We start from the raw sequence: 26,656 nt of genomic DNA on the forward strand, positions 1-26,656 counted from the left end.
TATATAAGGAGGCGGACTTATGAAAGCACTTATAATAGGTGCGGCAGGCTTTGTTGGAGGTTATCTCATAAGAGAGCTTAAAGCCGCAGGCTGGGAAGTACACGCAACTTGTCTGCCAAATGAAGAAATAAAGGAAGATTGTCCCGTCCATACGCTGAATATTCTGAAAAAAGAGGATATATCGCCGCTTCTTGACGATATAAAGCCTGATATCGTATATCACCTTGCTGCACAGAGCTCCGTTTCCGTTTCATGGAAGCGTCCGCAGCTCACTGCTGAGATAAACGTGGTCGGCTCTATAAATGTACTGGAAGCTGTCCGCGACGCAGAAAAGAAGGACATAAGACTTGTCCTCATAGGCTCGGGCGAGGAATACGGCTATATACGCGAGGGAGCTTGTCCCCTTTCGGAGTCAGAGCCTCTCAATCCCGGAAATATCTATGCCGCTACAAAGGCTTGTCAGGATATGCTTGGCAAGATATACACCCGTGCATACAAAATGGATATAATAATGGTCCGCGCGTTCAATCACTCGGGACCTGCTCAGAGCAATATCTTCGTTATCTCGGATTTCTGCCGACAGATAGCAGAGATAGAAAAGGGCATGAAAGAACCTGTCATAAGCGTGGGCAATCTCTCGGCAAAGCGCGATTTTACCGATGTACGCGATGTTGTAAGAGCATACAGGCTCCTCGGTGAAAAGGGCGTGAGCGGAAACGTATACAATGTGGGCAGAGGAAAGGCTGTAGAGATACAGTATATCCTCGATACCGCACTTTCATATGCAAACCAGCCTATAGAAGTGAAGCGCGATCCCGCACGTATGAGAGCTTCCGACATTCCGCTTATAGAGCCTGATGTTTCGCATATTTTCGAGGATACGGGCTGGAGTGCGGAAATAACTATGGAGCAGACTATCAAGGATACTCTTGATTACTGGAGACAGAAGCTCAGCTCCTACGGACTGTCGCTGGGCAGCTGATATCTCAGACTCAAAAGGAGTGAATAAATTGTCTGATATTAAGCTTACTAAAGAGAAAATGCATACCTTTTCGGGACATGAAAAGATAGGCACTTTCAAGGCAGGAGAAAAGCTTACGGAATTTGGCGAAAAACAGAACTCCGCAAATGAGGCTCTTGCCGCAAATGTCAATGACCTGATAAAAAGAGTCTGCGCACTTGAAGATAAGCAGATACAGAATGAGGATATCATGCGAAAAATAGCAAATGAGCTTGCTTCCTTCAAAAAGGAGCTTGACCGCGTAAGACTCACGGAAAAGCTCAATTCAGGTGCAATAGAACGTCTTGACAGAGCCATAAAACTGTCAGAGGGCGACGGAAAGTAAACTGCTCTTTTTTATATATTATCATTCCCAATGATTATGTGATTTTTTTCGTCAAACTCTTGACAATGTATCGGTTTTGTTATATTATATATTATAGTGTGGACAAGATATGCCCCTCAGCTTTACAAGTCCATAGGACGTATATCTTTACCTCATCAAGACTCAATCAACGGAGATTTGTGTAATTGCAGTCTCCGTTTTCTTATTTTACATTAAATATATGCAGAAAGAAGGTGTTATCATGGCAGAAGAGCTAATGGAACAGCTGGATAATCACACCGCGTTCACCATACCTATATTCGGCGGTATCCCCGTTCCTGATTCCTGTGTGGTAACTTGGATAATAATAGCGGTGCTGGTACTGCTGTCCATAATATTAACAAGAAAGCTGAAAAAAGTCCCTACAGGCTCACAGTGTATACTTGAAACATTCATGGACTTCCTCGACAACTTCTTTACGGGAATACTCGGAGAAAAGGGAAAGAAATACGTTCCCATACTTGAAACTTTCATCATTTACATAGGTTTTTCAAATATCATCGGTGTATTCGGCTTCGTACCGCCCACAAAGGACATAAATGTAACGGCTGCCCTTGCTGGTATGGCTATCATACTTGTACAGACTTCGTTCATTATCGAAAAAGGTCCTGTAAAATGGCTGAAAAGCTTCCTTAACCCTATAAATCTGCTGGACCTTGTGACACGTCCGCTGTCGCTGTGTATGCGACTTTTCGGTAACGTTCTCGGTGCATTCGTAGTTATGGAGCTTATCAAGCACTGTGTACCCGGCGGTGTGCCTGTTATCGCAAGCGGATACTTTGATCTTTTTGACGGACTGCTTCAGGCATACGTATTTGCGTTCCTCACCTCGCTGTATATGGCAGAGGCATTAGAGGAAGAAGAAAAATGATAACAACTTCACGGAGGTAAATAAATATGGGAATAATCGCATTAGGCGCTGCTGTTGCCGTTCTTACAGGCGCAGGCGCAGGCATAGGTATAGGACTTGCTACTGCTAAGGCTACAGAGTCTATCGCTCGTCAGCCCGAAGCTAAAGGCGATATCAGAACTGCTCTCCTGCTGGGCTGTGCCCTCGCAGAAGCTACCGCTATCTACGGCTTCGTTATAGCACTCCTTATCATCCTTTCACTCGGAAACAAGTAAGCAGTTATTTATTGGAGGTATATTAAAATGGGAATAATCGCATTAGGCGCTGCTGTTGCCGTTCTTACAGGCGCAGGCGCAGGTATTGGTATAGGACTTGCAACCGCTAAGGCTACTGAATCTATCGCTCGTCAGCCCGAGGCTAAAGGCGATATCAGAACCGCTCTCCTGCTGGGCTGTGCCCTGGCAGAAGCTACCGCTATCTACGGTTTCGTTATAGCACTCCTTATTATCCTTTCACTTGGCAACAAGTAAACCGCTGCAAAATACACATAAGGAGGGCAAATAATGCTTGATTTTTCATTCTGGAGCATTTTCTGGGCTGTATTCAATACAGTATTGCTGTTCGTTCTGCTCAGGATATTCCTTTTCAAACCTTTAAATAAAATAAAGGCAGATCGCACACGTACTATACAGGATAACCTTGACTCTGCCGAAAAGGCAAAGACTGAGGCTGAGGAGCTTCGTCAGCAGTATGAGAACTCTATCAGCGATGCAAAGGAAGAAGCTAACCAGATACTCATAAAAGCGCGTGAGGACGCTGAGGCTGAACGCTCAGCCATTATAAAGAAATCACAGGACGAAGCAGACAAGATCATTGCAGATGCTGACAAGACTATCGAAAACGAGAGAAAGCGCGTTCTTCGTCAGGCACAGTCCGAGATCGCAGATCTCGCCATAGAAGCTGCTTCAAAGATCATCGGTGAAAACGTTGACGACGAAAAGAACCGCCGTCTTGTAGATAAGTTCCTTTCCGAAGAGGAGGGCAAAGAATGAAAGACACAGACAGAGAGTTCCTGAAAGAGCTTGTCCGTCTCGATGTTTCTCAGACAGACTGCTCTGCCGCAAGAAAGGTTTTCGAGACCTGTCCCGATGTTGCGGACACACTGGCAAATCCCCTTGTTACATACGATGAAAAGCGCGGTATCATAAGCAAGCTTTTCCCCGAGTCTATGCAAAAATTCATGCTAAATGTCGTTCACGGCGGAGCTGTTGAGCGCATTGGCGAGATACTTGATGAATATGACGAGCTGCTTCTCGACAAACAGGGCAGCATCAAAGCTGTAGTACGCTATGTTACTCCTCTTACAGAGGCGCAGCAGGCTGATCTCCGAAAATTCATCATGGATAAATTCGTAAAAGAGGACGTTGATATAGAGTATAAGCACGATCCCGATATCATCGGCGGCTTTATCCTCAATGCAGGCGACCTTGAATACGATAAGAGCTACCGTACGAGCCTGAGACTTATGAAGGATACCCTTCAGACAAAGGCTACAGAGTACGTTGAGAGCAATACAGGCGTAAAGACAGGCTCAAAGAGCGATATCATCTCAGTCCTCAAAACCGAGGTCCGCGATTTCGATGTAAAATCAGGAGCTACCGAAACAGGCTTCATTACCCGTCTCGGTGACGGTATCGCAAGAGTTTACGGCATGAATTCCGTAATGTACGGCGAGCTTGTTGAATTCGAGACAGGCATCAGAGGTATCGTACAGAACCTTGAGGAAAAGACTGTAGGTGTAGTTCTTCTCGGTGACGACCACGGTCTCACAGAAGGCTCTTCCGTTATAAGAACAGGCAAAAGAGCAGGTATCGGCGTAAGCGATGAGCTTCTCGGACGAGTTGTCGATGCTCTCGGTGCGCCTATCGACGGTCTCGGACAGATAAAGGCTGACGATTACTTCCCTATCGAGCGCGAAGCTCCGGGTGTTATCGAGCGTAAGCCTGTAAGCGTACCTCTCCAGACAGGTATACTTGCTATCGACTCAATGTTCCCTATCGGACGCGGACAGCGTGAGCTTATCATCGGCGACCGCCAGACAGGTAAGACATCTATCGCTGTTGATACTATCATAAATCAGAAAAGTCAGGACGTTATCTGTATCTATGTTGCCATAGGTCAGAAGTCCTCGACTGTTGCACAGATAGTAAATACCCTTAAAAAATACGGTGCTATGGATTATACAGTAGTTATGTCTGCATCAGCCAGCGATCCTGCACCTTTCCAGTATATAGCGCCTTATTCGGGTACTGCTATTGCTGAATACTTCATGTCAAAGGGCAGGGACGTACTCATCGTTTACGATGATCTTTCAAAACACGCCGTTGCCTACAGAGCCATGTCACTTCTGCTCCACCGTCCACCAGGACGTGAAGCATATCCGGGTGATGTATTCTATCTCCATTCGAGACTTCTCGAGCGTTCAAGCCGACTCGATGACGAGCACGGCGGCGGTTCACTTACCGCTCTTCCGATCATCGAGACTCTTGCAGGCGATATCTCGGCATATATCCCGACTAACGTTATCTCTATCACAGACGGTCAGATATTCCTCGAAAGTGAGCTTTTCAACTCAGGTCTCCGTCCTGCGGTGAACTACGGACTTTCAGTATCCCGTGTCGGCGGTGCAGCTCAGACAAAGGCTATGAAGAAGGCTTCGGGAAATCTCCGTATCGACCTTGCTCAGTTCAAGGAAATGGAGATATTCACACAGTTCTCATCAGAGCTTGACCAGTCCACAACAGAGCTTCTTGACCACGGTCATATGCTTACAGAGCTTCTCAAGCAGCCTCTTTACAATCCGCTCCCACACTATGAGCAGGTAATACTCCTCTATGCGGCTCAGCACGGATTTTTCAAGGGTATCCCACTCAAGGAGCTGAGAGAATACCGCACAGACCTTATGAATTACATAAGAAGCTACGGACAGGATATAATCACTGAGATAGAAGAAAACAAGGTGCTCACAGACGACCTTGCAGAGCGTATCGAAAGAATACTCACAGCTTTTGAAGAATAAGGCGGTGACGTGATATGCCTAATATGAGAGAGATCCGCGAAAGGATCGGAAGTATACAGCAGATATTGAAGATCACCAACGCTATGTACCTCATGTCGTCATCAAAGCTGAAAAAAGCAAGGAAGTCGCTTGAATGTACAGAGCCTTACTTCTATAAGCTCCAGTCTACTATCGAAAGCGTTCTGGAGCATACTCCGCACACACGTCAGCTGTACTTCGACAGACGTGCAGATATCCCTGAGGATAAGCGTAAAAAGGGTTATATCGTCATTACTGCCGATAAAGGACTCTGCGGAAGCTATAATCATAATATACTCAAATATACCGATAAGAAGCTTGATGAAGCTGCCGATCTCGACAACTGTTACCTGTTCGTTATGGGACAGGTGGGAAGAATGTACTATCAGCGTCGTATCAACAGCAACAAAAAAGCTTCAGTTGACGGTGAATTTCTCTATACCACGCAAAACCCTACTCTTTACAGAGCAAGCGAGGTGGCAGAGCTGGTGCTTGACAAGTTTGAAAAGCGCGAGCTCGACGAGGTATACCTTATCTATACGGACATGATAAACTCAAATCTTCAGGAGCCTAAAACGCTTAGACTGCTCCCCTTTGAACGAAAGCATTTCGGCAAGGCAGCAGACGGCACTATGAAGAAGCTGCCAAAGGCTTCATTCATGCCTTCTCCTGAGGAAGTTATGAATTACCTCATACCACAGTACGCAAAGGGCATCATTTACGGTGCTATGGTCGAAGCATTCTGCTGCGAACAGCAGTCCCGTATGACAGCTATGGACGCTGCTACTACAAGTGCAAAGGACATGATAAAAGACCTTTCACTGCTCTACAACCGCGCAAGACAGGCTGCTATCACTCAGGAAATTACCGAGGTATGCGGCGGAGCACAGTCGATTAATGAATAATATGTAGGGGCGCTTTCCGAGCGCCCGATGGTAAATACATTATTACAATTACGGGCGAGGGTCACTCGCACCTACAAAGTATGCACATTTTATTAAACCATGTAGGGGAGCCCGCCCTCGGGCTCCCGTTGTACGGTACAATGTTATGTATGTTTCGGGAGGGCGAGGGCGCCCTCCCCTACAAAAATGTTATACCCCAAATTCTCTTAAACAAAGGAGAAAGCAATGGAAAAAGGCAGAATAACACAGGTCATCGGACCTGTTATTGATGTTGAATTCGGCGCAGGAAAGCTCCCTATGATAAAGGACGCTCTCACTGTCGATGTAGACGGAAAAAAGCGTGTCATGGAAGTCGCTCAGCATATGGGCAACCACATTGTCCGCTGCATCATGCTTGCGTCCAGTGAAGGACTCAGCAAAAATATGGAAGTTACTCCTACAGGCTCATGCATAAAAGTACCCGTAGGCGAAAATACTCTCGGACGTATGTTCAACGTACTCGGCGAGCCTATCGACAAAAAGGGCGATGTAGAGACTGAAGAAAAATGGGAGATACACCGTAAAGCTCCCACATTTCAGGATCAGAGCCCTGTTGTTGAAGTCCTCGAAACAGGCATCAAGGTCATCGACCTTATCGCTCCTTACGCTAAGGGCGGTAAGATAGGTCTTTTCGGAGGCGCAGGCGTTGGTAAGACCGTTCTTATACAGGAGCTTATCAGAAATATCGCCACCGAGCACGGCGGCTACTCCATATTCACAGGCGTAGGAGAGCGTTCCCGTGAGGGCAACGACCTCTGGAACGAAATGCAGGAATCGGGAGTTATCTCAAAGACCGCTCTCGTTTTCGGTCAGATGAACGAGCCCCCCGGATCACGTATGCGTGTTGCTCAGACAGGTCTTACTATGGCTGAGTATTTCCGTGACCGCGAGCACAAGGACGTTCTTCTCTTTATCGACAATATCTTCCGTTATGTACAGGCAGGCTCTGAGGTATCGGCTCTTCTCGGCCGTATGCCTTCCGCCGTTGGCTATCAGCCTACACTTGCTACGGAAGTCGGCGAATTACAGGAGCGTATCACATCTACTAAAAACGGCTCTATCACCTCGGTACAGGCTGTATATGTCCCTGCGGACGACCTTACCGACCCTGCACCTGCCGTTACTTTCGCTCACCTTGACGCTACTACGGTTCTTTCACGTAAGATAGTTGAACAGGGTATCTACCCTGCCGTTGACCCTCTGGAGTCAAACTCACGTATCCTCGAACCCGAGATCGTCGGTGAGGAGCACTATACAGTCGCAAGACGTACTCAGGAGCTTCTCCAGAAGTACAAGGAATTGCAGGATATCATCGCTATCCTCGGTATGGAAGAGCTTGACGAGGACGACAAGCTTGCAGTATACCGTGCAAGAAAGATACAGAAGTTCCTTTCACAGCCTTTCAACGTAGCTGAAAACTTCACAGGTCTCAAGGGCAAATATGTCCCCCTCAAGGACACTATCGAGGGCTTCAAGGCTATCATTGACGGTGATATGGACAAGTACCCCGAAGCTGCATTCCTCATGGCAGGTACTATAGACGATGTTATTATGAAAGCCCGTCAGATGGACGAGGAATAAAGGAGGCGGCTTAATATGGCTAAAACCTTTCACCTCGAGATAATCGCTACTGACCGCCTTTTCTTCAGCGGAGAGGTGGAACATCTCGTCATAACGGCTATAGACGGACTTCTCGGTATTATGGCAGGACATGAGCCCCTCGTTACCTGTCTCCCAACGGGAGAGCTTAAATATCTGGTGAACGGCGAATGGAAATACGCTGCTATATCAGAGGGATTTATACAGGTAATGCCCGATTCTTCGATAATACTGGCTGATACCTGCGAGCTTCCCGAGGAAATAGATATCAAACGTGCTCAGGAAGCAAGAGAACGTGCCGAAGAGCGCATGAGACAGAAGCAGAGTATCAAGGAATACTACGAGACTCAGGCTGCGCTAAACCGCGCTATGAACCGTCTGAAAATATCTCAGAAACATTTTAAGTAATGAAAAGCACTCCTTCGGGAGTGCTTTTTATTGAGTAGTGTAGGGAACGCCGCCCTCGGCGTTCCGTCAGCAACGGAACAAGTAACATGAATGCAATGTAGGGACGCACATTGCGCGTACGTCAATTTTAACGACAATTGCAACGCGGACGCCCGATGGGCGTCCCTACAACCTAACGGCTAAGGGCTCGGAACGCCGAGGGCGGCGTTCCCTACTAACCACTATGCACTCATCACTTATAACGGGCGCTCGGAAAGCGCCCCTACAGTGCAGCATTCTCAATTCTCCATTGGCTAACGGCTAAAGGCTAACGGCTAAAGGCTAATGGCTAAAGGCTAATTTGTTAATAACTCCGAAATTTGATTAACGTAATTGTGCATATTCTTGAAATGGAAAGTTTTTCAGGCAATACACTTGACTTTTTGATAAAAATATAGTACAATAATTGTAATTGTCAATGAGACAGGAAATAAAAGTCCTATGCTGTTTCTGTGGGCACGCAGGACACCGTGAAAGGGCTTATTTTTAGGAGGCATGACTGTGAAAAAGACAGGCAAATCAACTTTCTTCATTGTCGTTGCTTTTATCGCTATCTTTGCTGTTACGTCGGTATTTGGTATAGACAAATTATTCGGCGATAACAGAACGACCTACATCAAGGGCGTTGACGATATCCGTCTTGGTATTGATATCAAGGGCGGTGTTGACGTTACCTTCGGTCCGGCAGGCGATTACGACGCTGACAAGGATCAGCTCGCTTCTGCTATGGAGGTCATCAAGACAAGACTTGCTTCACTCGGTATCACTGATAATGAAGTATACAGCGATGAAAAAAGCGACAGAATCATCGTACGTTTCCCATGGAAAGTCGGCGAAACAAACTTCGATCCGGAATCTGCCGTTAAGGAACTCGGCGAAATGGCTGAGCTTACATTCCGTAAGGGCACTGACACGACCACCGATGAGGACGGCAACGAGATCCCGTCAGGTGAGATCGTCCTTGTAGGCGATGACATCGCTTCTGCAAAAAGTGCTTATGTATCGGAAGACGGAAAAGAATATGAATATGTCGTAAGCCTTGAGCTCAGTGATTCAGGCAAGGATAAATTTGCTGAAGCTACTACCGAGCTTGCAGGTTCTTCAACACCTATCTCGATCTGGATGGATAATACTCTTATCTCTGCTCCTTCGGTAAACAATGCTATTACTGACGGCAAAGCACAGATCACAGGTAACTTTGACTTTGACTCATCTACAAAGCTTGCAAACCAGATAAACTCAGGTGCTCTTCCTTTCAAAATGGAGACAAAGAGCTTCAGAACTATCTCGCCTACAATGGGTGAAGGTTCACTTGATGCTATCCTTCTTGCAGCTCTTATAGCATTCATCGGAATCGCTGTATACATGATATTCCTTTACAGACTCCCCGGCGTTGTAGCTGTTATCGCTCTCTGCGGACAGGTAACAGGTTCTATCGCAGCTATCACAGGCTGGTTCGGATTTATGAACGGCTCTACACTTACTATACCGGGTATCGCAGGTATCATACTTGCAGTAGGTATGGGTGTTGACGCTAACATCATCACCGGTGAGCGTATCAAGGAAGAGCTCAGAACAGGAAAATCTCTCGACTCTGCTATAAAGATAGCTTACAAGAGAGCATTCTCCGCTATCCTCGACGGTAACATCACAAACGTTATCATCGCAGTTATCCTTATGGGAGCTTTCGGTGTTCCTGACAGCTTCTTCTCGAAGATCCTCAACAAGACTATCTTCTTCGCATTCGGAGCAACAGCTGAAGGTGTTGTTTACTCATTCGGATTTACACTTCTTGCAGGTGTTATCTGCAACTTCATATTCGGTGTATTCGCATCAAGACTTATGGTAACTTCACTCTCCAAGTTCAAGTGCTTCAGAAACAGAAAGCTTTATGGAGGTGACGAGAAATGAGCAAGAAGAATACTCAGAAAGAAATCGTAGCTACTCCGTCAAAGGTATATAATTTCTGTTCAAAGAAAAAGCTTATCCTCGGCGTTGTTATCGCTGTTCTCGTTGTATTCATCGCAGGTGCGGTAATAAGAGGTATACACCTTGCTATCGAATTCAAGGGCGGTACACTTATCACCTACACATATCAGGGTGATATAGACACCAATGAAGTCGGAAATACAGTAAAGGACATCGTTGGTTCATCAGTTATAGTAAGAACAGGTGAAAGCCTTGACTCAGGCGGAAAGCAGGTCACTATCTCCTTCACTTCCGATCAGGGACTTACAGCTGACAGACAGACAGAGCTCACAAACGCTCTCAGAGACAAGTTCAAGGATAATTCCCTTGAGATATACGATTCAAACGACGTAAGCCCTTCATCAGGCCGTGAATTCCTGCTCAAGTGCTTCATTGCCGTACTCTTTGCAGCATTTGTCGTTATCATCTATATCGCTATCCGTTTCAGGAATATCGGCGGCTGGTCAGCAGGTGTATGCTCAATATTCGCTCTCTGCCTCGATATATTCGTAGCTTTTACAGCTACGATAGTATGCGGCTTCAACATCGATTCGAATATCGTTGCCGTTATACTCACTATCCTCGGATATTCGATAAACAACACTATCGTTATCTACGACAGAATAAGAGAAAACCGTCAGCTTATGCCTAAGGCTTCACTTAACGAGCTTATCAACGTAAGCTGTACACAGTCTCTTACACGTTCTGTAAGAACTTCTATTACAACTATCGGCACAATGCTCGTTATCACAATAGTTGTTCTTGTAACAGGCTATGATTCGCTCCTCAGCTTCTCAGTACCTCTTATGATGGGCCTTATCTCAGGTACATTCTCATCACTCTTTGTTGCTCCTGTAACATGGTCATGGTGGAAGAATAAGATGGACGCTAAGGCTAAGAGCAAAAAATAATTGATTTTAAGGACCGTCCTTTTGGACGGTCTTTTTATTTCTATTGACTGCTCACTTATCTTGACTTTATATGCATAATATTGTATAATAAAAGGCAGAAAACCACGGAAGGAGCGGTAATGTGGCAAAGCTCAAATTTACTGAAATAAACGGCGAAGTATGTATAAAATGCAGATTTACGGGAAACGAAATGCTCAATGAACCTGAGTACAGATATTTCATCGACAACCGCATAAAGGGCTGGCTCGTTCCGTTCGCAGAGGGCTCAGACAGGCTTGAATTCACAGGTGCTAAGGGCATACCCCTTATAAATAAGATAAGAAGCGGCATCGACAAGAAGGAATACTTCTGTATCATTAAAAATCTGCTGGACATAATAAAGGTAGCAGAGACCTGCGGCTTCAATATGCAGAATATAGTCCTCGATCCTGATTTTATAACAGTAAATGCTGAAGATCTTGATATATATCTTTTCTATCTGCCATTGTGGTACAATGAGAGCTGCAACGACGGTATCGTAAACTGTCTGCGCAAGATATCCACCTTTGCGCAGTACAAGTCTCAGAGCGACTATTCAGCTGTTGACGGCTTTATGAATTTCGTCTGCCGTGAAAGCGGCTTCACTATCTCGGAAGCAAAGGAGTATATCCGCAGGGAAGTACCTTCTCTGTTCCCTGCTCAGACTGCAAAGCCTGCACATACTCAGTTCAGCAGACCTCATATCCCCGAGCCTTCTCAGCATATAAATAATATGGCTCAGACCATAATCAACGATATCAACAAAGGCTCACAGGAGTTCAAGCACACAGCTGCTCCCGAAGTTCCCGAGCCTAAGATAATCCCTTCACTTAACAGTAATAAGAAGAACGTGCTCCCCGAGCTTGTAAAGTCGGAGCACATCAGATCGGCTCCGCAGAACTATCCAAAGCTCACAAGACGCGCTACAGGCATTACAGTGAATATCGACAAGCCTGTTTTCAGGATAGGCAAGGAACGGGACAAGGTGGATCTCTGCATAACCGAAAACAGGACTGTCAGCAGAGTCCATGCGACTATATACACTCGCAGCGGCTCATGCTATATTGAAGATAACAACTCAACAAACAGAACATACATCAACGGAACTGCCGTGCCTGCAAATATGGAGATAAAAATAAAAAACGGCGATGTTCTGAAGCTTTCCAACGAAGAATTCGATTTTATAGACGGGTAATGTCCGCCGTAAGGGGGAATTATGAAATATATTGCAGCCTGTGATACCGATATAGGTATCTCGAAAAAAATAAATCAGGACAGCGTTTGCGTCAAGACTGCAAAAACAAGTACGGGTATGGCTGCACTTGTAATGGTATGCGACGGAATGGGCGGTCTCTCACGCGGAGAGCTTGCAAGCGCAGAGGTGGTAAGAAGCTTTGCGGACTGGTTCGACACCGAGTTTCCCTTCGAGCTTCCCGACTGGGACTGGCAGACAGCCGCTCATAACGTAATAAGCAGGCTCCGCCGACTGAATGCTATGCTGGTACACTACGGCTCACATAACAATTTGCAGCTCGGCACTACCGCTACAGGCATAATAGCCGTAAATTCCGAGTATATGACGTTCCATGTAGGTGACAGCCGCATATATAAGATATCCGACAAGCTCAGTCAGATAACCGATGACCATACCTACGTTAACCGCGCCGTAAAAATGGGCAAGATGACTCCCGAGGAGGCTCTGGTTGATCCGCGAAGGAACGCCCTTGTACAGTGCATAGGCGTTACAGGCGAGGTCGCTCCCGAAATAAGACTCGGAACTCTCGAAAATGACGTGACATATATGATATGCTCGGACGGCTTCCGCCATGTACTGACAGAAAAAGAGCTTTTCGAGGAGCTTTCTGCTGAAAAAACTGCCACCAAAAAGCATATGCAGTCAAAAATGCGTGAACTTATCGAAACTGTAAAAAACAGAGAGGAAAGCGATAATATAACAGTCGCTCTCTTCCGCGCCGAGCTTTAACAGCAAAGGAGCAGACTCTATGACAACAGGTGAAATCCTTGTTATCGCAGCAGCTGCTGCGGTATTCGTGATAATAAATATCATCATGTGGACTATGATCGCCAAAAAGGAGAAAAAGATAAGGGAAAGAACTACTCCTCCCCATGATATCAATGAAACTCTCCCCGACGGTGTAATGGAAGCTGCGGCAGTTGCAGGCTTCAAGCTTATCGAAAATACCGTTATCATACACACCAATGAAAGAATAATCCCATAACAACAGGAGATGATACAATGTCTGAACTCTCTGTCAACCGCAGTACGAAAGCGATCGAATTTGCGCATAATCTAACACTTCTTAACCGTGTGAACAGGATACGCTCACTGCTGGTGATATTCTATTTCGCACCGCTTATCGTTTATCTTCCCGTGGCTATATTCATGGGCTTTATAACCAATGTCACCGCAGCTTCTTTAGATGCAATAATTATCGTACCGATCATCGGCTACTGCGCATGGCAGGCTTGCTACAGGTACAGGGATATAATGGCTATACTCGTAATAAGTATACTCGGAGCTAATCAGCTTCTGCTGTGGGTCATAAGTCCTTACGAGAACAGGCTGTTCCATGATTTCAAGGTGCTGACAAAATGCTTCTGGATACACCTTGTACTCTTCGTCATTGTCGGCACGGCAGCTCTAATAAATCTGAAGGTCAACATGACATACCATAAGCTTGAGACCTGTGACGGCTTTCCTCATTTCAATGAGCGATTCTTCGATCAGGAAATGGACAGGCATCAGTACGGCATAAAAGATCCGTACCAGCAGAAAGTCGATAACTTCCAAAGGACAGCTTCTGATGAAATGTCCGATATAGTCCTTCCCGACAGCATACCCAACTCGGGCAGCAGCGGAACTATGGACGAAATATGACAGGTAATGTCAAATTTTCACAGAAAATGCAAGGTTTTTTCTGCAAAACTAAGGCGGCTTTGAGCCGCCTTTTTTATTGACATGACAACAGTATAATGCTATAATTAATGTGATGTACTGTCGCAGTACGCTAAATGAATTTTAAAGGAGAACATTATAAATGAGCGGTAATATCAACAGCTATGAAAGCCCATTCTGTACACGTTACGCAAGTGAGGAAATGCAGTATATCTTCTCTGCGGATAAAAAATTCACAACATGGAGAAAGCTCTGGGTAGCTCTCGCAAGAGCCGAAATGAAGCTCGGTCTCCCTGTTACAGAAGCACAGGTAAAGCAGCTCGAAGAGCACATCAACGATGTAGACTATGAAATGGCAGCAGAGCGCGAAAAGATCACACGCCACGACGTTATGGCTCACGTTTTCACATACGGACAAGCTTGTCCCGATGCCGCAGGTATAATCCACCTCGGTGCTACATCTTGCTATGTTGGCGATAATACCGACGTTATCATCATGCGCGATGCGCTTAAAATAGTTCGCAGAAAGCTCATAAACGTTATGAACAACCTTGCGAAGTTCGCAGACGAGTACAAGAACCTCCCCTGCCTCGCATACACACATCTCCAGCCTGCACAGCTCACAACTGTAGGCAAGAGAGCTACACTCTGGCTCAACGAGCTCCTCATGGACTTCCAAGACCTTGAATACCGTATGTCCACGTTAAAGCTTCTCGGCTCAAAGGGCACAACAGGTACACAGGCTTCATTCATGGAGCTTTTCGAGGGCGACACTGACAAGATAAAGAAGCTTGAGCAGATGATAGCTGAGGAAATGGGCTTTGACGCAGTTGTTCCCGTATCAGGTCAGACCTACTCACGTAAGGTGGACTCAAAGGTACTTGAACTTCTCAGTGATATCGCTCAGACAGCAAGCAAGTTCTCAAACGATATGCGTATTCTCCAGTCCTTCAAGGAGATGGAAGAGCCAAGAGAGAAGAAGCAGATAGGTTCTTCTGCAATGGCATACAAGCGTAATCCTATGCGCTGTGAGAGAATTACTTCCCTCGCACGTTACGTAATGATAGACAGCCTCAACCCTGCATTCACAGCAGGTACACAGTGGTTCGAGAGAACTCTCGATGACTCCGCAAACAAGCGTATCAGCGTAGCAGAGGCATTCCTCGGCGTTGACGCTATACTCAATATCATGATGAACGTTACAAACGGCATCGTTGTATACCCTGAGATGATACGCCGCCGTGTTATGGCAGAGCTCCCGTTCATGGCAAGTGAGAACATCATGATGGACGCTGTTAAGAAGGGCGGCAACCGTCAGGAGCTCCACGACCGTATCATGGACTACTCTATGGAAGCAGGCACAAACGTTAAGGTTCGCGGACTTGACAACAATCTCTGCGAGCTTATCGAAGCTGATCCTATGTTCATGGTAACAAAGGAAGAGCTCGACGCTGTTCTCAAGCCTGAGAACTACACAGGAAGAAGTTCACAGCAGGTGGACGAGTTCCTTGCTGAGTGCATAAAGCCTATACTCGACGCTAACAAGGACATTCTCGGCGAAAGCTTTGAAATGAAAAACTAACTGTAGGGAACGCCGAGGGCGGCGTTCCCTACTAAACACTGACCACAGGAGATATCATGAAAAAACCACTAATTATCGGCGGAACTATTCTCGGTTTTCTTATCACTGCTGCATTGGTAATATTCATATTCTTCCCGGGACTCCCTACTTATCTGAAAGTCAAGTACAAATACGATCATATAGACGAAACTGTTGCCGAATTCAAAAAGACTGATATTCCCTCAGATCATGTTAGTCATACACTGAAAGGAGTAAAATTCCGTATCCCTTCCGACTGGGAAGGACACAGTCCTATCGAAGGTACGGAAGCAAGCTCCTACGCATCGGGCGAAGAGTCAAGAATATTCGTATTGGATACCGACTACAAGGAAAATGAGGAACGCCAAAGCGAATACAAAGAGCTGCTCGGTGATGAATACAGCGAAGATGATCTCTATTATCCGTGGGCATATTTTAAGTACAAAGAAGCTGATTACAGACATTTCTACAAGGAGATAGGCGTTGACCTGCCGCAGTACGGACTTGCATATACTATGGTGTTTTATACAAGGGACTGCCTCACAGCTAAAAAATGTCTCAAACTCCGCGGAAAGGATAAAGATGTGTTCCTTGACCTTGCAGAGGACAAAGAAGAAGCTGTCGGCATGGAAAAAATGTGGAAGATCAAAAACAGCGAGTACACCGCTTATGTCGTACAGGTACTCTACGGCGATTACAGCGGCAATACATGGGACGTAAATATTTTCCCGAACAGTAACAAAAATGAAGTCTATACCGTAACTCTGAAATGCCCCGACGAAACAACGGCAAAGCAGATAATAAGCTCAATAGAGCTTGAATAATAAAGGAAAAAATATGAAAAAGGAATTTCTCGAAGCAGGCAAGATAGTCACCACCCACGGGATACGCGGCGAAGTGAAGATAATGCCTTACACTGACAGTGCCGAACTTCTTGCGGAGTTCGACAGACTTTTCATTGGAAAAAATCACGAGGAAGTGACAATAGAACGCTCCCGAGTGTTCAAAAATACAGTTATCGCCAAGATAGAGGGCATTGACACTCCCGAAGCTGCTGAAAAGCTCCGCAACAAGGTACTCTATATGCACCGCGACGACCTTGAGCTTGACGATGACACCTACTTCATTCAGGACCTTATCGGACTTGAAGTCCGCGACGCTGACAGCGATGCCGTATACGGCAAGATAATCGATGTTATGCAGACAGGTGCAAACGATGTCTACGTAATAAAGGGCGAGGACAGAGAATATCTTGTCCCTGCTATTGCAGACGTGGTGGTTTCCACAGATGTGGACGGCGGAGTTATGACTATCCGCCCGCTTGACGGTCTTTTCGACTGATATGAAAAAGAGCAGTATCATCGCTCTCGGCACTATGACAGCCGTTTTAATCGGACTTGCCATATGGTCGCTGACAAGCTGCGAAAACATACTCAAAAGCTACGGACAGCTGCCGAAATGGGGCATATCCATAGTCGGCATAGTTTTCCTGCTTATGCTTTTCATTCCTAATATCATATGGAGCAAAAATCAGCCAGAGGGCTATGAAGAGTCCGCAAAACGTGAGAATAAAACTCTCCTCACACTTGAACGTGCAGGAGAAGGCATGGTAAGCACATTAGTGCTCATCGACCGCCGCCTTGACAAATTCAGCCTGTCGCCGAGACTTGGCTATATTGCCCTTGCACTCATACTCATGATACTGTATGAGCTTTACTGGCTTGGATATTTCCGAAGCAGCCGCACTCTTGCGGATATGTACTCCGATTACTGCGGATTTCCGCTTGCAGGTGCTTCCCTGCCTGTATTTGCGGTATTCTTTCTGGGAGTTTACGCCTGCAATGTCTTTCTTATTGCAGCGTCAATAATACTCGGCATTGGACATATAGGGATACACCTTATGCATAAAAAAGAACTATAAAAAAAGAGAAAAAACTGTAGAACAAAAGAAAAACGGCGTTTATACGCCAAAAGGAGGCATTTTTATGAAAAAAATCTTAGGCATACTATTTCTGCTCATTCTTGTCGCAGCAGGAGTCTGCGCGTACTTCTTCCCCGGCATACCTTATTACTACAAATGCACTCACGAACTCGAACTAAGGGATAATATATGGCAGGAGATCCCGAAAGACCTCCCCAAGCTTTCCGAAGGCTATGCTGATTTCCAGACTATGGATATCCGCGTAACTGCATGGAACGACATAGAAGCACAGCGCAAAGGCGATGACAACAATGTCACATGGGCAAATGAAGATCATTCCCACTTTATCACCATTTTCTCAGAACGTATCAATGAAAGCGAAGACTTTCTCGATATGACGGGAATAGATCACGGTGAACTCGATGCTTACTGCAAAGATGCTGAAAAGACCACTCCCGAAAGCAAGTACGAATTCGTAAAGCTCATGGCTTCCCTTACAATGGACGATTTTGACATACACAACTACAAGAATTCCAAGACCTTCTATAAAATTATGAAGCAGAAAAATGAAGATATCTTCAAGAACAGAGCTTATCCCGTAAGCTTCTACCCTGTTGACGGAGTAGGCTACCGAGGATACCTTGTAAAAGGTCTGGAATACGGCTATGAAAAGAATACAGATAAATACGTTGTAGCCAACATCTATCCAGAAAAGGACAAAAAAACACGCTACATCGTAATTATCAGCTTCACTGAACTTGATGAGGTGCTGGCAATAGCCGAGAGCATAAAACTTACATAATAATCCCGAGACCGCAGTTTTCCGCGGTCTCAAATCATAAAAGGAGAAAAACAATGCATATCGAAATAGCTACATTATTTCCCGAAATGTGCGAAGCCGTACTGGGTGAAAGTATCGTTGGCAGGGCAAGAAAAGCAGGCAAGCTCAGCCTCCACTGCCGACAGATACGTGAATATACTCAGGATAAGCACCGCAGAGTCGATGATACTCCCTACGGCGGCGGCATGGGAATGGTAATGCAGTGCGAACCTATATACAACTGCTACAAGGCTGTATGCGAGGAGCTCGGCGAAAAGCCCCATACTATATATATGTCCCCCAAGGGTAAGATTTTCGACCAGAATAAAGCCGTTGAGCTTTCAAAACTGGACAATATCCTTATTCTCTGCGGTCACTATGAGGGCGTAGACCAGCGAGTGCTCGATAAAATTGTCGATGAGGAGATATCTATCGGCGATTATGTACTCACAGGCGGCGAAATACCTGCAATGGTGGTAGCTGACGCAGTAGCGCGTATGTGCGACGGAGTCCTCTCCGATGAGGTATGCTTCACCGATGAGAGCATATACAGCGGACTCCTTGAATATCCTCAGTATACACGCCCCGAAGTATGGGAGGGCGAGGCTGTTCCGCCTGTGCTCCTGACAGGTCATCACAAGAATATCGAAACATGGAGACACGAGCAGAGTCTGAAAATAACAGCTGAACGCCGTCCCGATCTTTTAGCTAAATATAAAGCTCAAAACGACTGACCAATTCTTGCTGTGAGCTTCGCATAACTGTTGAAGCTCTGCTTAGCATATCAACTGGCAGTATATCAAAAAAAGCTTTTTCCGTTTAGAAGAAATAACCATATTCTGGTGTCAAATCATATGCAACTTCAACAATTACTGTCAACATTTTTTTGTAGTGATAATCAACAAGCAGGTTGATAATTTTTTATTCACATTTAATCTAAATGTAGAATTTAATGAAATCTTGGTTCTTTAACTCAAAAATCCGTTGACACTCAAAAAAAATGATTGTATAATGATATCAGCAAGTGAAACAAATTTGCAAACAGCAACACAGTCCTGTTATAATGAGAGGGGCTGTAACTACAGAGAATAGGAGAGTTGTATATGTTTGTCAGAGAAGTAATGGTAAAGAATCAGGTTGGACTTCACGCAAGACCGGCAACCTTCTTTATTCAGAAGGCTAACGAGTTCAAGTCATCAATCTGGATCGAGAAAGAAGAGAGAAGAGTAAATGCTAAGAGCTTACTCGGAATTCTTTCACTCGGTATCGTAGGCGGTACAAACGTAAAGGTAATCGCTGACGGTGCTGACGAGAAGGCTGCTGTTGATGCTCTCATCGAGCTCGTTGACAGTGGTTTCAGCGAAGAAAACAGATAATCATGCCAAAACTCAGGGCGTTACAGTTGTAACGCCCACTTTTGTTATCTTTTTGAATTATCCAAGATCTTCTGCCATAGTCTCAGCAAATATGCCATAACCCTGAGTCGGATCGGCTACAAATACATGAGTGACAGCTCCCACAAGCTTACCGTTCTGAATTATGGGACTTCCGCTCATGCCCTGCACTATGCCGCCCACGGCTTCAATAAGCCTTTCATCGGTTATGCGTATCACCATATTTTTTGACGTTCCCACGCTGCCGTAGTCTACGCTGACTATTTCAGCAGCATATTTTTCGGGAGCCTGACCTGCTATGGTCGTGTAAATTTCAGCAGGTCCGACGGTAACTTCCTGTCGGTATGCCATTTTGAATTCTTCCGCGTCATCGGAAAGCTCTGCAAGAGCATTTTCGGATAATCTGCCGTATATGCCGCTCATTTTGTTGCGGTCAAGTACGCCGAAACTGCTCCCACCGCAGAATTTTCCGCGAAGCTCACCCGGTATACCTCTTGCGCCGCGGCGTACCTCAGTAATGTCTACAGGTACAGCCTCGCCGCTGTGAACGGGAACTATGCCGCCTGTGTCGGAATCGCATATGGGGTGCCCAAGTCCGACAAAGCTGCCCGTATCCTTATTAAAGAACGTCATGGTACCGATGCCTGCAATGCTGTCGCGTACCCACATACCGCCCTTCCAGCTTCCGCTCCTTCGGGACTTTACAGGCTGCAAGGATACGGGAAAAATATTTCCGTCACGGTCAACGGAGAGTTCGATATCCTTGCCTTTCGATGAGGCTATGATCTCCTGTAACTGATCGTTTGACGTAAGAGCATTGCCGTCCGCAAGACGTATCACATCGCCTTTGCGTATACCTGCTTCCTTTGCAGGACACATCAAACACCCTTTCTCATCTTCAACATCGCCGAGCCCTGTTACCATAACGCCTTCCATAAGGAGCTTAATGCCGAAAGGTCTGCCCCCAACGGCGAAAACAGGGGCTTCTGCTTTGTTTACTTCGACATTTTTAACGGGAATTACACCGAAAAGCGAAAATGTTACCTGTTCTGTACTCGCACAGCTTCCTGCTGCGGGTACTGCTTTATCAGGCATACTTGCACAGCTAAGCTCGGGAAATCCCGCTATTTTTATCTCTGAATTTGTGTCAGCTGTGATAACATCAGGCAGCTGCGAGGAATAATATCCCGCAGTTCCGAATAATCCTATAAAAGCCGCAGATAATAATGCCGCAGCTGTTTTTATTATCTTTCTTTTAAATAACATTTGTTTTTTCCTTTCATGTTCCCGAGGGAACATATTTATTATATTTCTGCACAGCCTTTTTATTAATGAGAATTCCACACTGTTGAAATCTGCTTACGGAGTCAATATGAGCCAAAAAAAATTGAAAAATCTTCATTCGGAGAAGTCCCCTCTTATGACCGCTGCAAAGGTCATAGCGGTGCTGCTTGCTCTGATCTTTTCCTGTGCTATGACAGTGCTGTCGGGTGCAGGTCTTATTTATAACCGAAACAGCTACGGCAGCGATATGGCTGTAACAGGCTTTTTCCTTATACTTTCGGCAGTTCTTATGACATCGGGCACTGTCCTTTGTATTTTCAGAAAAAACGCCGCAAATATCTTATCTCTTATATTTTCATCGGGTGGCTTTATATTATGCATGGTCATGCTGCATAAGCTCATAACCCATGCGGACAGATGCGGCTGGACGAACAAATACACGCTCCAGCCCATAAGCAGTATGTACAGGTCAAGGGTGCTCCCCTGCATCATACCTGTTGCTTTAACAGTTGCCATTGCACTTATACAGCTTTTTTCCTACGACATGAAGCAGTACCGCCGACAGCGCAGGGCTGAAAAGAAAGCCAAGGAAAACGCACCTGCTCCGCCCATAGTTGACGACTGAAACTCGGCATACATAAAATTATATCACCGAAAGGACGTGAAAAACGTCCTTTTTTGTTTTGAATCAGGCTTTTTATTGCCTTTATTCTGCATTTTATGCTCAAAATTCCCACATATCTTGAATTGTTCATTTTTTTATGGTACAATATTATCATTAATATCGAATCAATGAGGGAAGTATTATATCAGCCGTTAGCCTTTAGCCCTTAGCTATTAGCCAATGTGTCGCCTTCGGCGAATAATTTAAATAATGTGAGCGTAAGCGAACTCCTTCGGCTAACGGCTCATGGCTAACGGCTGTATTACAAAATTTCCCCTAATTCATTCATAGTATATAAACGATCTCTGAAAGGAACATTATCATGAACGTCAAATCCGAATTGCTTGCAACTCTCGCAAACTCAGACGGAAAATACATATCCGGTGCAGCTCTTGCGGATAAGCTCGGTGTCAGTCGAAATGCTGTCTGGAAAGCTGTAAAATCCCTTGAAGCAGAGGGATTTTCCATAAGCTCGGTGACTTCAAAGGGCTACAAACTCAACGAGGATAATAATCGTCTTTCAGCAGACCTCATAACTCCTTTCCTGCGCACCAAGGAAATGGGACGAAATATTCAGATATTTGAAGAAGTCGAGTCCACAAACAATACCACAAAGGAACTGGATTCAGATGACGTACCAAACGGCACTACCATAATCGCAAACAGACAGACCGCAGGAAAAGGCAGGATAGGCAGGTCTTTCGTATCACCGTCAGGCGTTGGACTTTACATGAGTACCCTCATAAGACCTGAATTCAGTCTCGAATATGCTCCTATGATAACCGCCGCCGCAGCCTGTGCAGCTGCCGAGGCTGTTGAAAAGCTGTGCGGCAGTCCTGTAAATATAAAATGGGTAAACGACCTGTACATGAACGGGAAAAAGATATGCGGTATCCTCACCGAAGCATCTTTCGGTCTGGAAATGCGTACTCTTGACTGTGCAGTTATCGGAATAGGCATAAATGTACGAAGTGCAAAGGAAATATTCGGCGAAGAGCTGAGCAAGACCGTTACTTCCATACAAGACGAAGCAGGTGTCATCGTCAACAGGAACAGGCTCTGTGCTGAGGTACTCAACTCGCTCGAATACTACCTCGGCAAGATAGTTGACAGAAGCTTTCTCCACGATTACAGACGGCGTGAATACCTTACAGGACACTTAGTAACTGCAAATATAGGCAGAGAAAAGATATCAGGCGAAGCTATCGGCATTGACGACAATGCAAATCTTATAGTAAGGCTGCCCTCGGGAGAGAAAAAGCACCTCAGCTCGGGTGAAGCAAACCTTTGCAGGATAGCAGATAATTAAGCTTATTACGGCTCACAGCCGTAAAATATAATATAGGGAGGTATATCAGCATGAGATATACTATTATTGGTGAAACTGTTCCGGCAGTAGAATGTGAACTCAATCAGGGAGAGTCTATGTTTACCCAGTCAGGCGGCATGATCTGGCAGACTCAGGGTATCAAGATGACAACTAACGCAAGGGGCGGTCTCGGAAGAAGTCTGGGAAGAATATTCACAGGCGAATCGATCTTCATGGCAAATTACACAGCAGAAGTCTCGGGAGCTAAGGTAGCTTTCGGCTCAACTGTACCCGGTTCGGTAGTTCCCGTAAATATCTCTCAAGGCGGACTTATATGCCAGAAGGGTGCTTTCCTCTGTGCCGAGCAGACTGTAGACCTCAAGGCTGTTTTCACAAAGAAATTCATGTCAGGACTTTTCGGCGGTGAAGGATTTATCCTCCAGCACCTCTTCGGTCAGGGCATGGCTTTCCTCGAAGTAGACGGTGATAAGGTCGAGCGTTACCTCAATCCGGGTGAAGTACTCAAAGTCGATACAGGTAATGTTGTTGCCTTTGAACCTACCATAAACTATGAGATAGAGACTGTAAAGGGTCTCGGAAATATATTCCTCGGCGGCGAAGGTCTTTTCCTCACACGTCTTACAGGTCCCGGAAAGATAATCCTCCAGACTCAGAACTTCAACGATTTTGCAGGAAGAATTCTCTCAATGGGCATGAAGAAATAAATGAAGAAACTTTTCATCACTTTAGCCGCTGCGGCAATATATCTGCTTTTCAGCGTATTCACGGGACTGTGGGCGATATCTTGGATAATATGGGTATTTTACGCAGTATACATGATAGCGGACTATATAAAGTCGCAGATGTGATAAGCTACAGTTTTTACCGATATTGAGGTGAAGCATATGTTTATTTATGGTTTCCCCGTTATGGGATTTCAGTATATGACCAACGGCACAGAGCTTTTCCGTATGGCTGCCGAACAAAAAGCAGCCAATAAATGGAACGGTAATAAATGGCTCTGCACCTGCGGAAAGGAAAACGATACTAAATTCTGTCCCGACTGCGGTGCAAAAGCTCCCGTAAAGCCGTGGAAATGCACCTGCGGCAGGGAATGTGATACCAATTTCTGTCCTGACTGCGGCAGTAAAGCCGTTAGCCTTTAGGCTACAGCCCCTATAAGTGAGTAGTGAGTAGAAAGTAGTAAGTAGTAAGTAGAACTAAGAACTAAGATTGTAGAGACGACCCGCTTTGCATATAGCATTGCCAGCCGAATCAAAGATCTGGGGCACTGCTTAATATCCGCCCTTACGGGTTGGCGACTGACGGGCGAACACTGTTCGCACCTACAGGCTAAAGGCTAAGGGCTAAAAAGGCAGGGCTTGACAAAAGTTGTATTTCATTGTATAATACAGTTAATATACTAAAAATGCTATGAAGGGAATAAAAGCTTGTGTAAGTTTTCACAGAGAACCGACGGCAGGTGAAAGTCGGCAGACAAATACAAGTCATAACTCCTCCCCGAGCAGCCGCCCCAAAGAAGAAATATCTTCAAGTAGGCTCGGACGGTCTCTCCCGTTACAGAGATATGCGTTGATCCGACGCAGATGAGTGGGTGTATTCTTACATCAAGAAGAGTGGTACCACGGAGTATGATCGTAACTTCGTCTCTTCCATGCCGACGCATGGAGGAGACTTTTTTATTACCTGTACGAGGTCGGTATAAACGGATCGGAATGGAGGTTTTTATATGAATAACGTTAGCAAGTACACAAGACAATTCTTTGAAGCACCTAAAACCGATATGAAATGGACACAGAGATCATATGTTGACAAAGCACCTGTATGGTGCAGCGTCGATCTCCGTGACGGAAATCAGGCTCTCATAGTACCCATGAGCCTGGGCGAAAAGCTGGAGTTTTTCAAGATGCTGGTGGATATCGGCTTCAAGGAGATTGAGATCGGCTTCCCTGCCGCTTCAGATACCGAATACAACTTCTGCCGCGCACTCATCGAACAGGAGCTCATACCCGATGATGTTGCCATACAGGTGCTCACACAGTCCCGTGAACATATCATAGAAAAGACATTTGAAGCTCTGAAAGGCTGCAAGAACGCAATAGTCCACCTCTACAACTCCACATCTGTAGCACAGAGAGAACAGGTGTTCCGCAAAAGCAAGGAAGAAATAACAGATATAGCAGTCAGCGGAGCAAAGCTCTGCAAGGAATACCGTGAAAGATATGAGGGCAATTTCAGGTTTGAATACTCCCCCGAAAGCTTCACAGGTACAGAGCCCGAATTCGCACTTGAAGTATGCAATGCCGTCCTCGATGTATGGCAGCCCACGCCCGATGACAAGGTGATAATCAATCTCCCTGTTACGGTGCAGCTCTCAATGCCCCATGTATACGCAAATCAGGTGGAGTATATGTGCGAGAACCTCAGATACCGCGAGAACGTCATAGTCTCACTCCACCCCCACAACGACCGCGGCTGCGCCATAGCCGATACGGAAATGGGACTCCTTGCAGGTGCTGACCGTGTTGAGGGCACTCTCTTCGGCAACGGCGAGCGCACAGGCAATGTGGATATAATAACACTTGCTATGAATATGTACTCACAGGGAATTGATCCCAAGCTGGAATTAGGCGATATACCGTCAATATCCGAGGTATATTCAAGGCTTACGAATATGAGCATATATGAACGCCAGCCCTATTCGGGCAAGCTGGTATTCGCAGCATTCAGCGGCTCACATCAGGACGCTATCGCAAAGGGCATGAAATGGCGCGAGGAAAAGGGCGAAACTGTCTGGAACGTGCCTTATCTCCCGCTTGATCCGAAAGATATCGGCAGAGAGTACGAATCCGATGTTATCCGCATCAACAGCCAGTCGGGCAAGGGCGGTATCGGCTATATCCTCGAAACACGCTTCGGCTACGATCTTCCGAAGAAGATGCGCGAAAATGTGGGCTATCTGGTCAAGGGCATCTCCGACCGCGATCACAGGGAGCTTCTCCCCGACGAGGTATACAGTATATTCAAAGAAAACTACGTGGATATCATCTCGCCTATCGAGATCACGGAAACTCACTTCAAACAGCGTGACGGCATCGAAGCTTCTGTCAGCTTCAAGTACAAGGGCAGAAAAGTCACAGCTGCCAATACAGGTAACGGTCGTCTTGACGCTGTCAGCAACGCTATACGCTCATACACAGGTCTGGACTACAGCCTTAATACCTACTCCGAACACGCTCTCGAAGTCGGTTCGGCATCGAAGGCTGTATCCTATGTTGAGATAGTTGCAGGAAACGGCATGAGCTTCTGGGGAACAGGTATCGACAACGATATCATCACTTCTTCCGTTAAGGCTCTTGTCAGCGCGGTAAACAATATGCTTACAAAAAATCTGACATAATGCACAAACCAACACATCAAAAATATATCAAGCAGTCAAAAAATTCTGAAATACACTGTGCCTTATTGATTTTATCGCCCCAAAGTGATATAATACAAATATATTAA

30 protein-coding genes and 1 other annotated feature are annotated in these 26,656 nt (G+C 45.7%); of the genes, 29 read left to right on the top strand and 1 reads right to left on the bottom strand.

What is annotated here, in order from left to right; all coding sequences use genetic code 11:
• Positions 1-19 precede the first annotated feature (19 nt).
• The 23 genes from BLW60_RS07660 to BLW60_RS07770 all read left to right on the top strand — a co-directional run bounded on the left by BLW60_RS07660 (position 20) and on the right by BLW60_RS07770 (position 19,853).
• On the top strand, positions 20-982 hold the full coding sequence (locus tag BLW60_RS07660; protein ID WP_074716008.1) for a GDP-mannose 4,6-dehydratase: 963 nt from the start codon (positions 20-22) through the stop codon (positions 980-982).
• Between the two features lie 19 nt (positions 983-1,001).
• A complete protein-coding gene (locus BLW60_RS07665; protein WP_242872845.1) occupies positions 1,002-1,346 on the top strand; it encodes a hypothetical protein in 345 nt (114 codons plus the stop codon).
• A gap of 220 nt (positions 1,347-1,566) precedes the next feature.
• A complete protein-coding gene (locus BLW60_RS07670; protein ID WP_074716014.1) occupies positions 1,567-2,256 on the top strand; it encodes a F0F1 ATP synthase subunit A in 690 nt (229 codons plus the stop codon).
• A gap of 26 nt (positions 2,257-2,282) precedes the next feature.
• Positions 2,283-2,510 (top strand): ATP synthase F0 subunit C, encoded by a 228-nt coding sequence (atpE, locus tag BLW60_RS07675; protein ID WP_028517802.1) that lies wholly within the window; start codon positions 2,283-2,285, stop codon positions 2,508-2,510.
• 27 nt (positions 2,511-2,537) lie between these two features.
• On the top strand, positions 2,538-2,765 hold the full coding sequence (gene atpE, locus BLW60_RS07680; RefSeq protein WP_028517802.1) for an ATP synthase F0 subunit C: 228 nt from the start codon (positions 2,538-2,540) through the stop codon (positions 2,763-2,765).
• Between the two features lie 33 nt (positions 2,766-2,798).
• On the top strand, positions 2,799-3,287 hold the full coding sequence (atpF, locus tag BLW60_RS07685) for a F0F1 ATP synthase subunit B (protein WP_074716016.1): 489 nt from the start codon (positions 2,799-2,801) through the stop codon (positions 3,285-3,287).
• Entirely contained in the window at positions 3,284-5,314 is a 2,031-nt protein-coding gene (atpA, locus tag BLW60_RS07690; RefSeq protein WP_074716018.1) for a F0F1 ATP synthase subunit alpha, read from the top strand. Before atpF ends, atpA begins: the two co-directional genes overlap by 4 nt.
• Positions 5,315-5,328: 14 nt before the next feature.
• On the top strand, positions 5,329-6,237 hold the full coding sequence (gene atpG, locus BLW60_RS07695; RefSeq protein ID WP_074716020.1) for an ATP synthase F1 subunit gamma: 909 nt from the start codon (positions 5,329-5,331) through the stop codon (positions 6,235-6,237).
• Positions 6,238-6,462: 225 nt separating this feature from the next.
• Positions 6,463-7,857 carry a F0F1 ATP synthase subunit beta gene (gene atpD, locus BLW60_RS07700; RefSeq protein WP_074716022.1) on the top strand — a complete coding sequence of 465 codons (1,395 nt, stop codon included), beginning with the start codon at positions 6,463-6,465 and terminating at the stop codon, positions 7,855-7,857.
• Between the two features lie 15 nt (positions 7,858-7,872).
• Complete coding sequence (locus tag BLW60_RS07705) at positions 7,873-8,283, top strand: F0F1 ATP synthase subunit epsilon (protein ID WP_074716024.1); 411 nt, start codon at positions 7,873-7,875, stop codon at positions 8,281-8,283.
• A 540-nt stretch (positions 8,284-8,823) separates the two neighbouring features.
• Positions 8,824-10,233: a protein translocase subunit SecD gene (gene secD / locus BLW60_RS07710; protein ID WP_074716028.1), complete on the top strand. Its 1,410-nt coding sequence runs from the start codon at positions 8,824-8,826 to the stop codon at positions 10,231-10,233.
• On the top strand, positions 10,230-11,201 hold the full coding sequence (gene secF, locus BLW60_RS07715; RefSeq protein ID WP_074716030.1) for a protein translocase subunit SecF: 972 nt from the start codon (positions 10,230-10,232) through the stop codon (positions 11,199-11,201). The genes secD and secF overlap by 4 nt, the downstream gene beginning before the upstream one ends.
• A 121-nt stretch (positions 11,202-11,322) precedes the next feature.
• Positions 11,323-12,414 carry an FHA domain-containing protein gene (locus BLW60_RS07720; protein ID WP_074716032.1) on the top strand — a complete coding sequence of 364 codons (1,092 nt, stop codon included), beginning with the start codon at positions 11,323-11,325 and terminating at the stop codon, positions 12,412-12,414.
• Between the two features lie 21 nt (positions 12,415-12,435).
• Positions 12,436-13,203 carry a PP2C family protein-serine/threonine phosphatase gene (locus tag BLW60_RS07725; RefSeq protein ID WP_074716034.1) on the top strand — a complete coding sequence of 256 codons (768 nt, stop codon included), beginning with the start codon at positions 12,436-12,438 and terminating at the stop codon, positions 13,201-13,203.
• A 19-nt stretch (positions 13,204-13,222) separates the two neighbouring features.
• On the top strand, positions 13,223-13,459 hold the full coding sequence (locus tag BLW60_RS07730) for a hypothetical protein (protein ID WP_074716036.1): 237 nt from the start codon (positions 13,223-13,225) through the stop codon (positions 13,457-13,459).
• 17 nt (positions 13,460-13,476) lie between these two features.
• Positions 13,477-14,118, top strand: coding sequence for a hypothetical protein (locus tag BLW60_RS07735; RefSeq protein WP_074716038.1), 642 nt, complete (start codon positions 13,477-13,479; stop codon positions 14,116-14,118).
• A gap of 160 nt (positions 14,119-14,278) precedes the next feature.
• Complete coding sequence (purB, locus tag BLW60_RS07740; protein WP_074716039.1) at positions 14,279-15,718, top strand: adenylosuccinate lyase; 1,440 nt, start codon at positions 14,279-14,281, stop codon at positions 15,716-15,718.
• Positions 15,719-15,774: 56 nt separating this feature from the next.
• On the top strand, positions 15,775-16,560 hold the full coding sequence (locus BLW60_RS07745; protein WP_074716041.1) for a hypothetical protein: 786 nt from the start codon (positions 15,775-15,777) through the stop codon (positions 16,558-16,560).
• A 13-nt stretch (positions 16,561-16,573) separates the two neighbouring features.
• Positions 16,574-17,077 (top strand): ribosome maturation factor RimM, encoded by a 504-nt coding sequence (rimM, locus tag BLW60_RS07750; RefSeq protein WP_074716043.1) that lies wholly within the window; start codon positions 16,574-16,576, stop codon positions 17,075-17,077.
• A 1-nt stretch (position 17,078) separates the two neighbouring features.
• Positions 17,079-17,657 carry a hypothetical protein gene (locus tag BLW60_RS07755; RefSeq protein WP_242872846.1) on the top strand — a complete coding sequence of 193 codons (579 nt, stop codon included), beginning with the start codon at positions 17,079-17,081 and terminating at the stop codon, positions 17,655-17,657.
• A 64-nt stretch (positions 17,658-17,721) separates the two neighbouring features.
• Positions 17,722-18,459: a hypothetical protein gene (locus tag BLW60_RS07760; RefSeq protein WP_074716045.1), complete on the top strand. Its 738-nt coding sequence runs from the start codon at positions 17,722-17,724 to the stop codon at positions 18,457-18,459.
• Positions 18,460-18,512: 53 nt separating this feature from the next.
• Positions 18,513-19,211 carry a tRNA (guanosine(37)-N1)-methyltransferase TrmD gene (gene trmD / locus BLW60_RS07765; RefSeq protein WP_074716047.1) on the top strand — a complete coding sequence of 233 codons (699 nt, stop codon included), beginning with the start codon at positions 18,513-18,515 and terminating at the stop codon, positions 19,209-19,211.
• A 369-nt stretch (positions 19,212-19,580) separates the two neighbouring features.
• A complete protein-coding gene (locus BLW60_RS07770; protein ID WP_019679940.1) occupies positions 19,581-19,853 on the top strand; it encodes an HPr family phosphocarrier protein in 273 nt (90 codons plus the stop codon).
• 57 nt (positions 19,854-19,910) lie between these two features.
• On the opposite strand, the gene spoIVB is transcribed toward BLW60_RS07770, so the two are convergent.
• A complete protein-coding gene (spoIVB, locus tag BLW60_RS07775; RefSeq protein ID WP_074716049.1) occupies positions 19,911-21,137 on the bottom strand; it encodes a SpoIVB peptidase in 1,227 nt (408 codons plus the stop codon).
• 121 nt (positions 21,138-21,258) lie between these two features.
• On the opposite strand from spoIVB, the gene BLW60_RS07780 reads away from it, so the two are divergent.
• The 6 genes from BLW60_RS07780 (at position 21,259) to BLW60_RS07800 (ending at position 26,549) form a co-directional block, all read left to right on the top strand.
• Positions 21,259-21,780 carry a hypothetical protein gene (locus BLW60_RS07780; protein WP_207645922.1) on the top strand — a complete coding sequence of 174 codons (522 nt, stop codon included), beginning with the start codon at positions 21,259-21,261 and terminating at the stop codon, positions 21,778-21,780.
• Between the two features lie 361 nt (positions 21,781-22,141).
• Entirely contained in the window at positions 22,142-23,128 is a 987-nt protein-coding gene (locus tag BLW60_RS07785; RefSeq protein ID WP_074716053.1) for a biotin--[acetyl-CoA-carboxylase] ligase, read from the top strand.
• Between the two features lie 50 nt (positions 23,129-23,178).
• Positions 23,179-23,853: a TIGR00266 family protein gene (locus BLW60_RS07790; protein ID WP_074716055.1), complete on the top strand. Its 675-nt coding sequence runs from the start codon at positions 23,179-23,181 to the stop codon at positions 23,851-23,853.
• Positions 23,854-23,997, top strand: a complete 144-nt coding sequence (locus BLW60_RS16790) for a WxxxWxxW domain-containing protein (protein WP_175460907.1) — start codon at positions 23,854-23,856, stop codon at positions 23,995-23,997.
• Positions 23,998-24,033: 36 nt separating this feature from the next.
• Positions 24,034-24,294 (top strand): hypothetical protein, encoded by a 261-nt coding sequence (locus BLW60_RS07795; RefSeq protein WP_074716057.1) that lies wholly within the window; start codon positions 24,034-24,036, stop codon positions 24,292-24,294.
• A gap of 259 nt (positions 24,295-24,553) precedes the next feature.
• Positions 24,554-24,803, top strand: a binding site (T-box leader).
• Between the two features lie 75 nt (positions 24,804-24,878).
• Positions 24,879-26,549: a 2-isopropylmalate synthase gene (locus BLW60_RS07800; protein ID WP_074716059.1), complete on the top strand. Its 1,671-nt coding sequence runs from the start codon at positions 24,879-24,881 to the stop codon at positions 26,547-26,549.
• The last annotated feature ends 107 nt before the right edge of the window (positions 26,550-26,656 follow it).

The organism is Ruminococcus flavefaciens (assembly GCF_900108555.1).
GTDB classification, from domain to species: domain Bacteria; phylum Bacillota; class Clostridia; order Oscillospirales; family Ruminococcaceae; genus Ruminococcus; species Ruminococcus flavefaciens_P.

Bases quoted from the DNA above. Each gene is read 5' to 3' on its own strand.
- BLW60_RS07725 (WP_074716034.1), top strand. From the start codon at position 12,436: ATGAAATATATTGCAGCCTGTGATACCGATATAGGTATCTCGAAAAAA.
- BLW60_RS07755 (WP_242872846.1), top strand. From the start codon at position 17,079: ATGAAAAAGAGCAGTATCATCGCTCTCGGCACTATGACAGCCGTTTTA.
- atpE (WP_028517802.1), top strand. From the start codon at position 2,283: ATGGGAATAATCGCATTAGGCGCTGCTGTTGCCGTTCTTACAGGCGCA.
- BLW60_RS07745 (WP_074716041.1), top strand. From the start codon at position 15,775: ATGAAAAAACCACTAATTATCGGCGGAACTATTCTCGGTTTTCTTATC.
- atpF (WP_074716016.1), top strand. From the start codon at position 2,799: ATGCTTGATTTTTCATTCTGGAGCATTTTCTGGGCTGTATTCAATACA.
- secF (WP_074716030.1), top strand. From the start codon at position 10,230: ATGAGCAAGAAGAATACTCAGAAAGAAATCGTAGCTACTCCGTCAAAG.
- BLW60_RS07735 (WP_074716038.1), top strand. From the start codon at position 13,477: ATGTCTGAACTCTCTGTCAACCGCAGTACGAAAGCGATCGAATTTGCG.
- rimM (WP_074716043.1), top strand. From the start codon at position 16,574: ATGAAAAAGGAATTTCTCGAAGCAGGCAAGATAGTCACCACCCACGGG.
- BLW60_RS07660 (WP_074716008.1), top strand. From the start codon at position 20: ATGAAAGCACTTATAATAGGTGCGGCAGGCTTTGTTGGAGGTTATCTC.
- atpG (WP_074716020.1), top strand. From the start codon at position 5,329: ATGCCTAATATGAGAGAGATCCGCGAAAGGATCGGAAGTATACAGCAG.
- BLW60_RS07790 (WP_074716055.1), top strand. From the start codon at position 23,179: ATGAGATATACTATTATTGGTGAAACTGTTCCGGCAGTAGAATGTGAA.
- BLW60_RS07770 (WP_019679940.1), top strand. From the start codon at position 19,581: ATGTTTGTCAGAGAAGTAATGGTAAAGAATCAGGTTGGACTTCACGCA.
- atpA (WP_074716018.1), top strand. From the start codon at position 3,284: ATGAAAGACACAGACAGAGAGTTCCTGAAAGAGCTTGTCCGTCTCGAT.
- BLW60_RS07800 (WP_074716059.1), top strand. From the start codon at position 24,879: ATGAATAACGTTAGCAAGTACACAAGACAATTCTTTGAAGCACCTAAA.
- trmD (WP_074716047.1), top strand. From the start codon at position 18,513: ATGCATATCGAAATAGCTACATTATTTCCCGAAATGTGCGAAGCCGTA.
- BLW60_RS16790 (WP_175460907.1), top strand. From the start codon at position 23,854: ATGAAGAAACTTTTCATCACTTTAGCCGCTGCGGCAATATATCTGCTT.
- BLW60_RS07730 (WP_074716036.1), top strand. From the start codon at position 13,223: ATGACAACAGGTGAAATCCTTGTTATCGCAGCAGCTGCTGCGGTATTC.
- purB (WP_074716039.1), top strand. From the start codon at position 14,279: ATGAGCGGTAATATCAACAGCTATGAAAGCCCATTCTGTACACGTTAC.
- BLW60_RS07785 (WP_074716053.1), top strand. From the start codon at position 22,142: ATGAACGTCAAATCCGAATTGCTTGCAACTCTCGCAAACTCAGACGGA.
- atpD (WP_074716022.1), top strand. From the start codon at position 6,463: ATGGAAAAAGGCAGAATAACACAGGTCATCGGACCTGTTATTGATGTT.
- atpE (WP_028517802.1), top strand. From the start codon at position 2,538: ATGGGAATAATCGCATTAGGCGCTGCTGTTGCCGTTCTTACAGGCGCA.
- BLW60_RS07795 (WP_074716057.1), top strand. From the start codon at position 24,034: ATGTTTATTTATGGTTTCCCCGTTATGGGATTTCAGTATATGACCAAC.
- BLW60_RS07760 (WP_074716045.1), top strand. From the start codon at position 17,722: ATGAAAAAAATCTTAGGCATACTATTTCTGCTCATTCTTGTCGCAGCA.
- BLW60_RS07705 (WP_074716024.1), top strand. From the start codon at position 7,873: ATGGCTAAAACCTTTCACCTCGAGATAATCGCTACTGACCGCCTTTTC.
- BLW60_RS07670 (WP_074716014.1), top strand. From the start codon at position 1,567: ATGCAGAAAGAAGGTGTTATCATGGCAGAAGAGCTAATGGAACAGCTG.
- spoIVB (WP_074716049.1), bottom strand. From the start codon at position 21,137: ATGTTATTTAAAAGAAAGATAATAAAAACAGCTGCGGCATTATTATCT.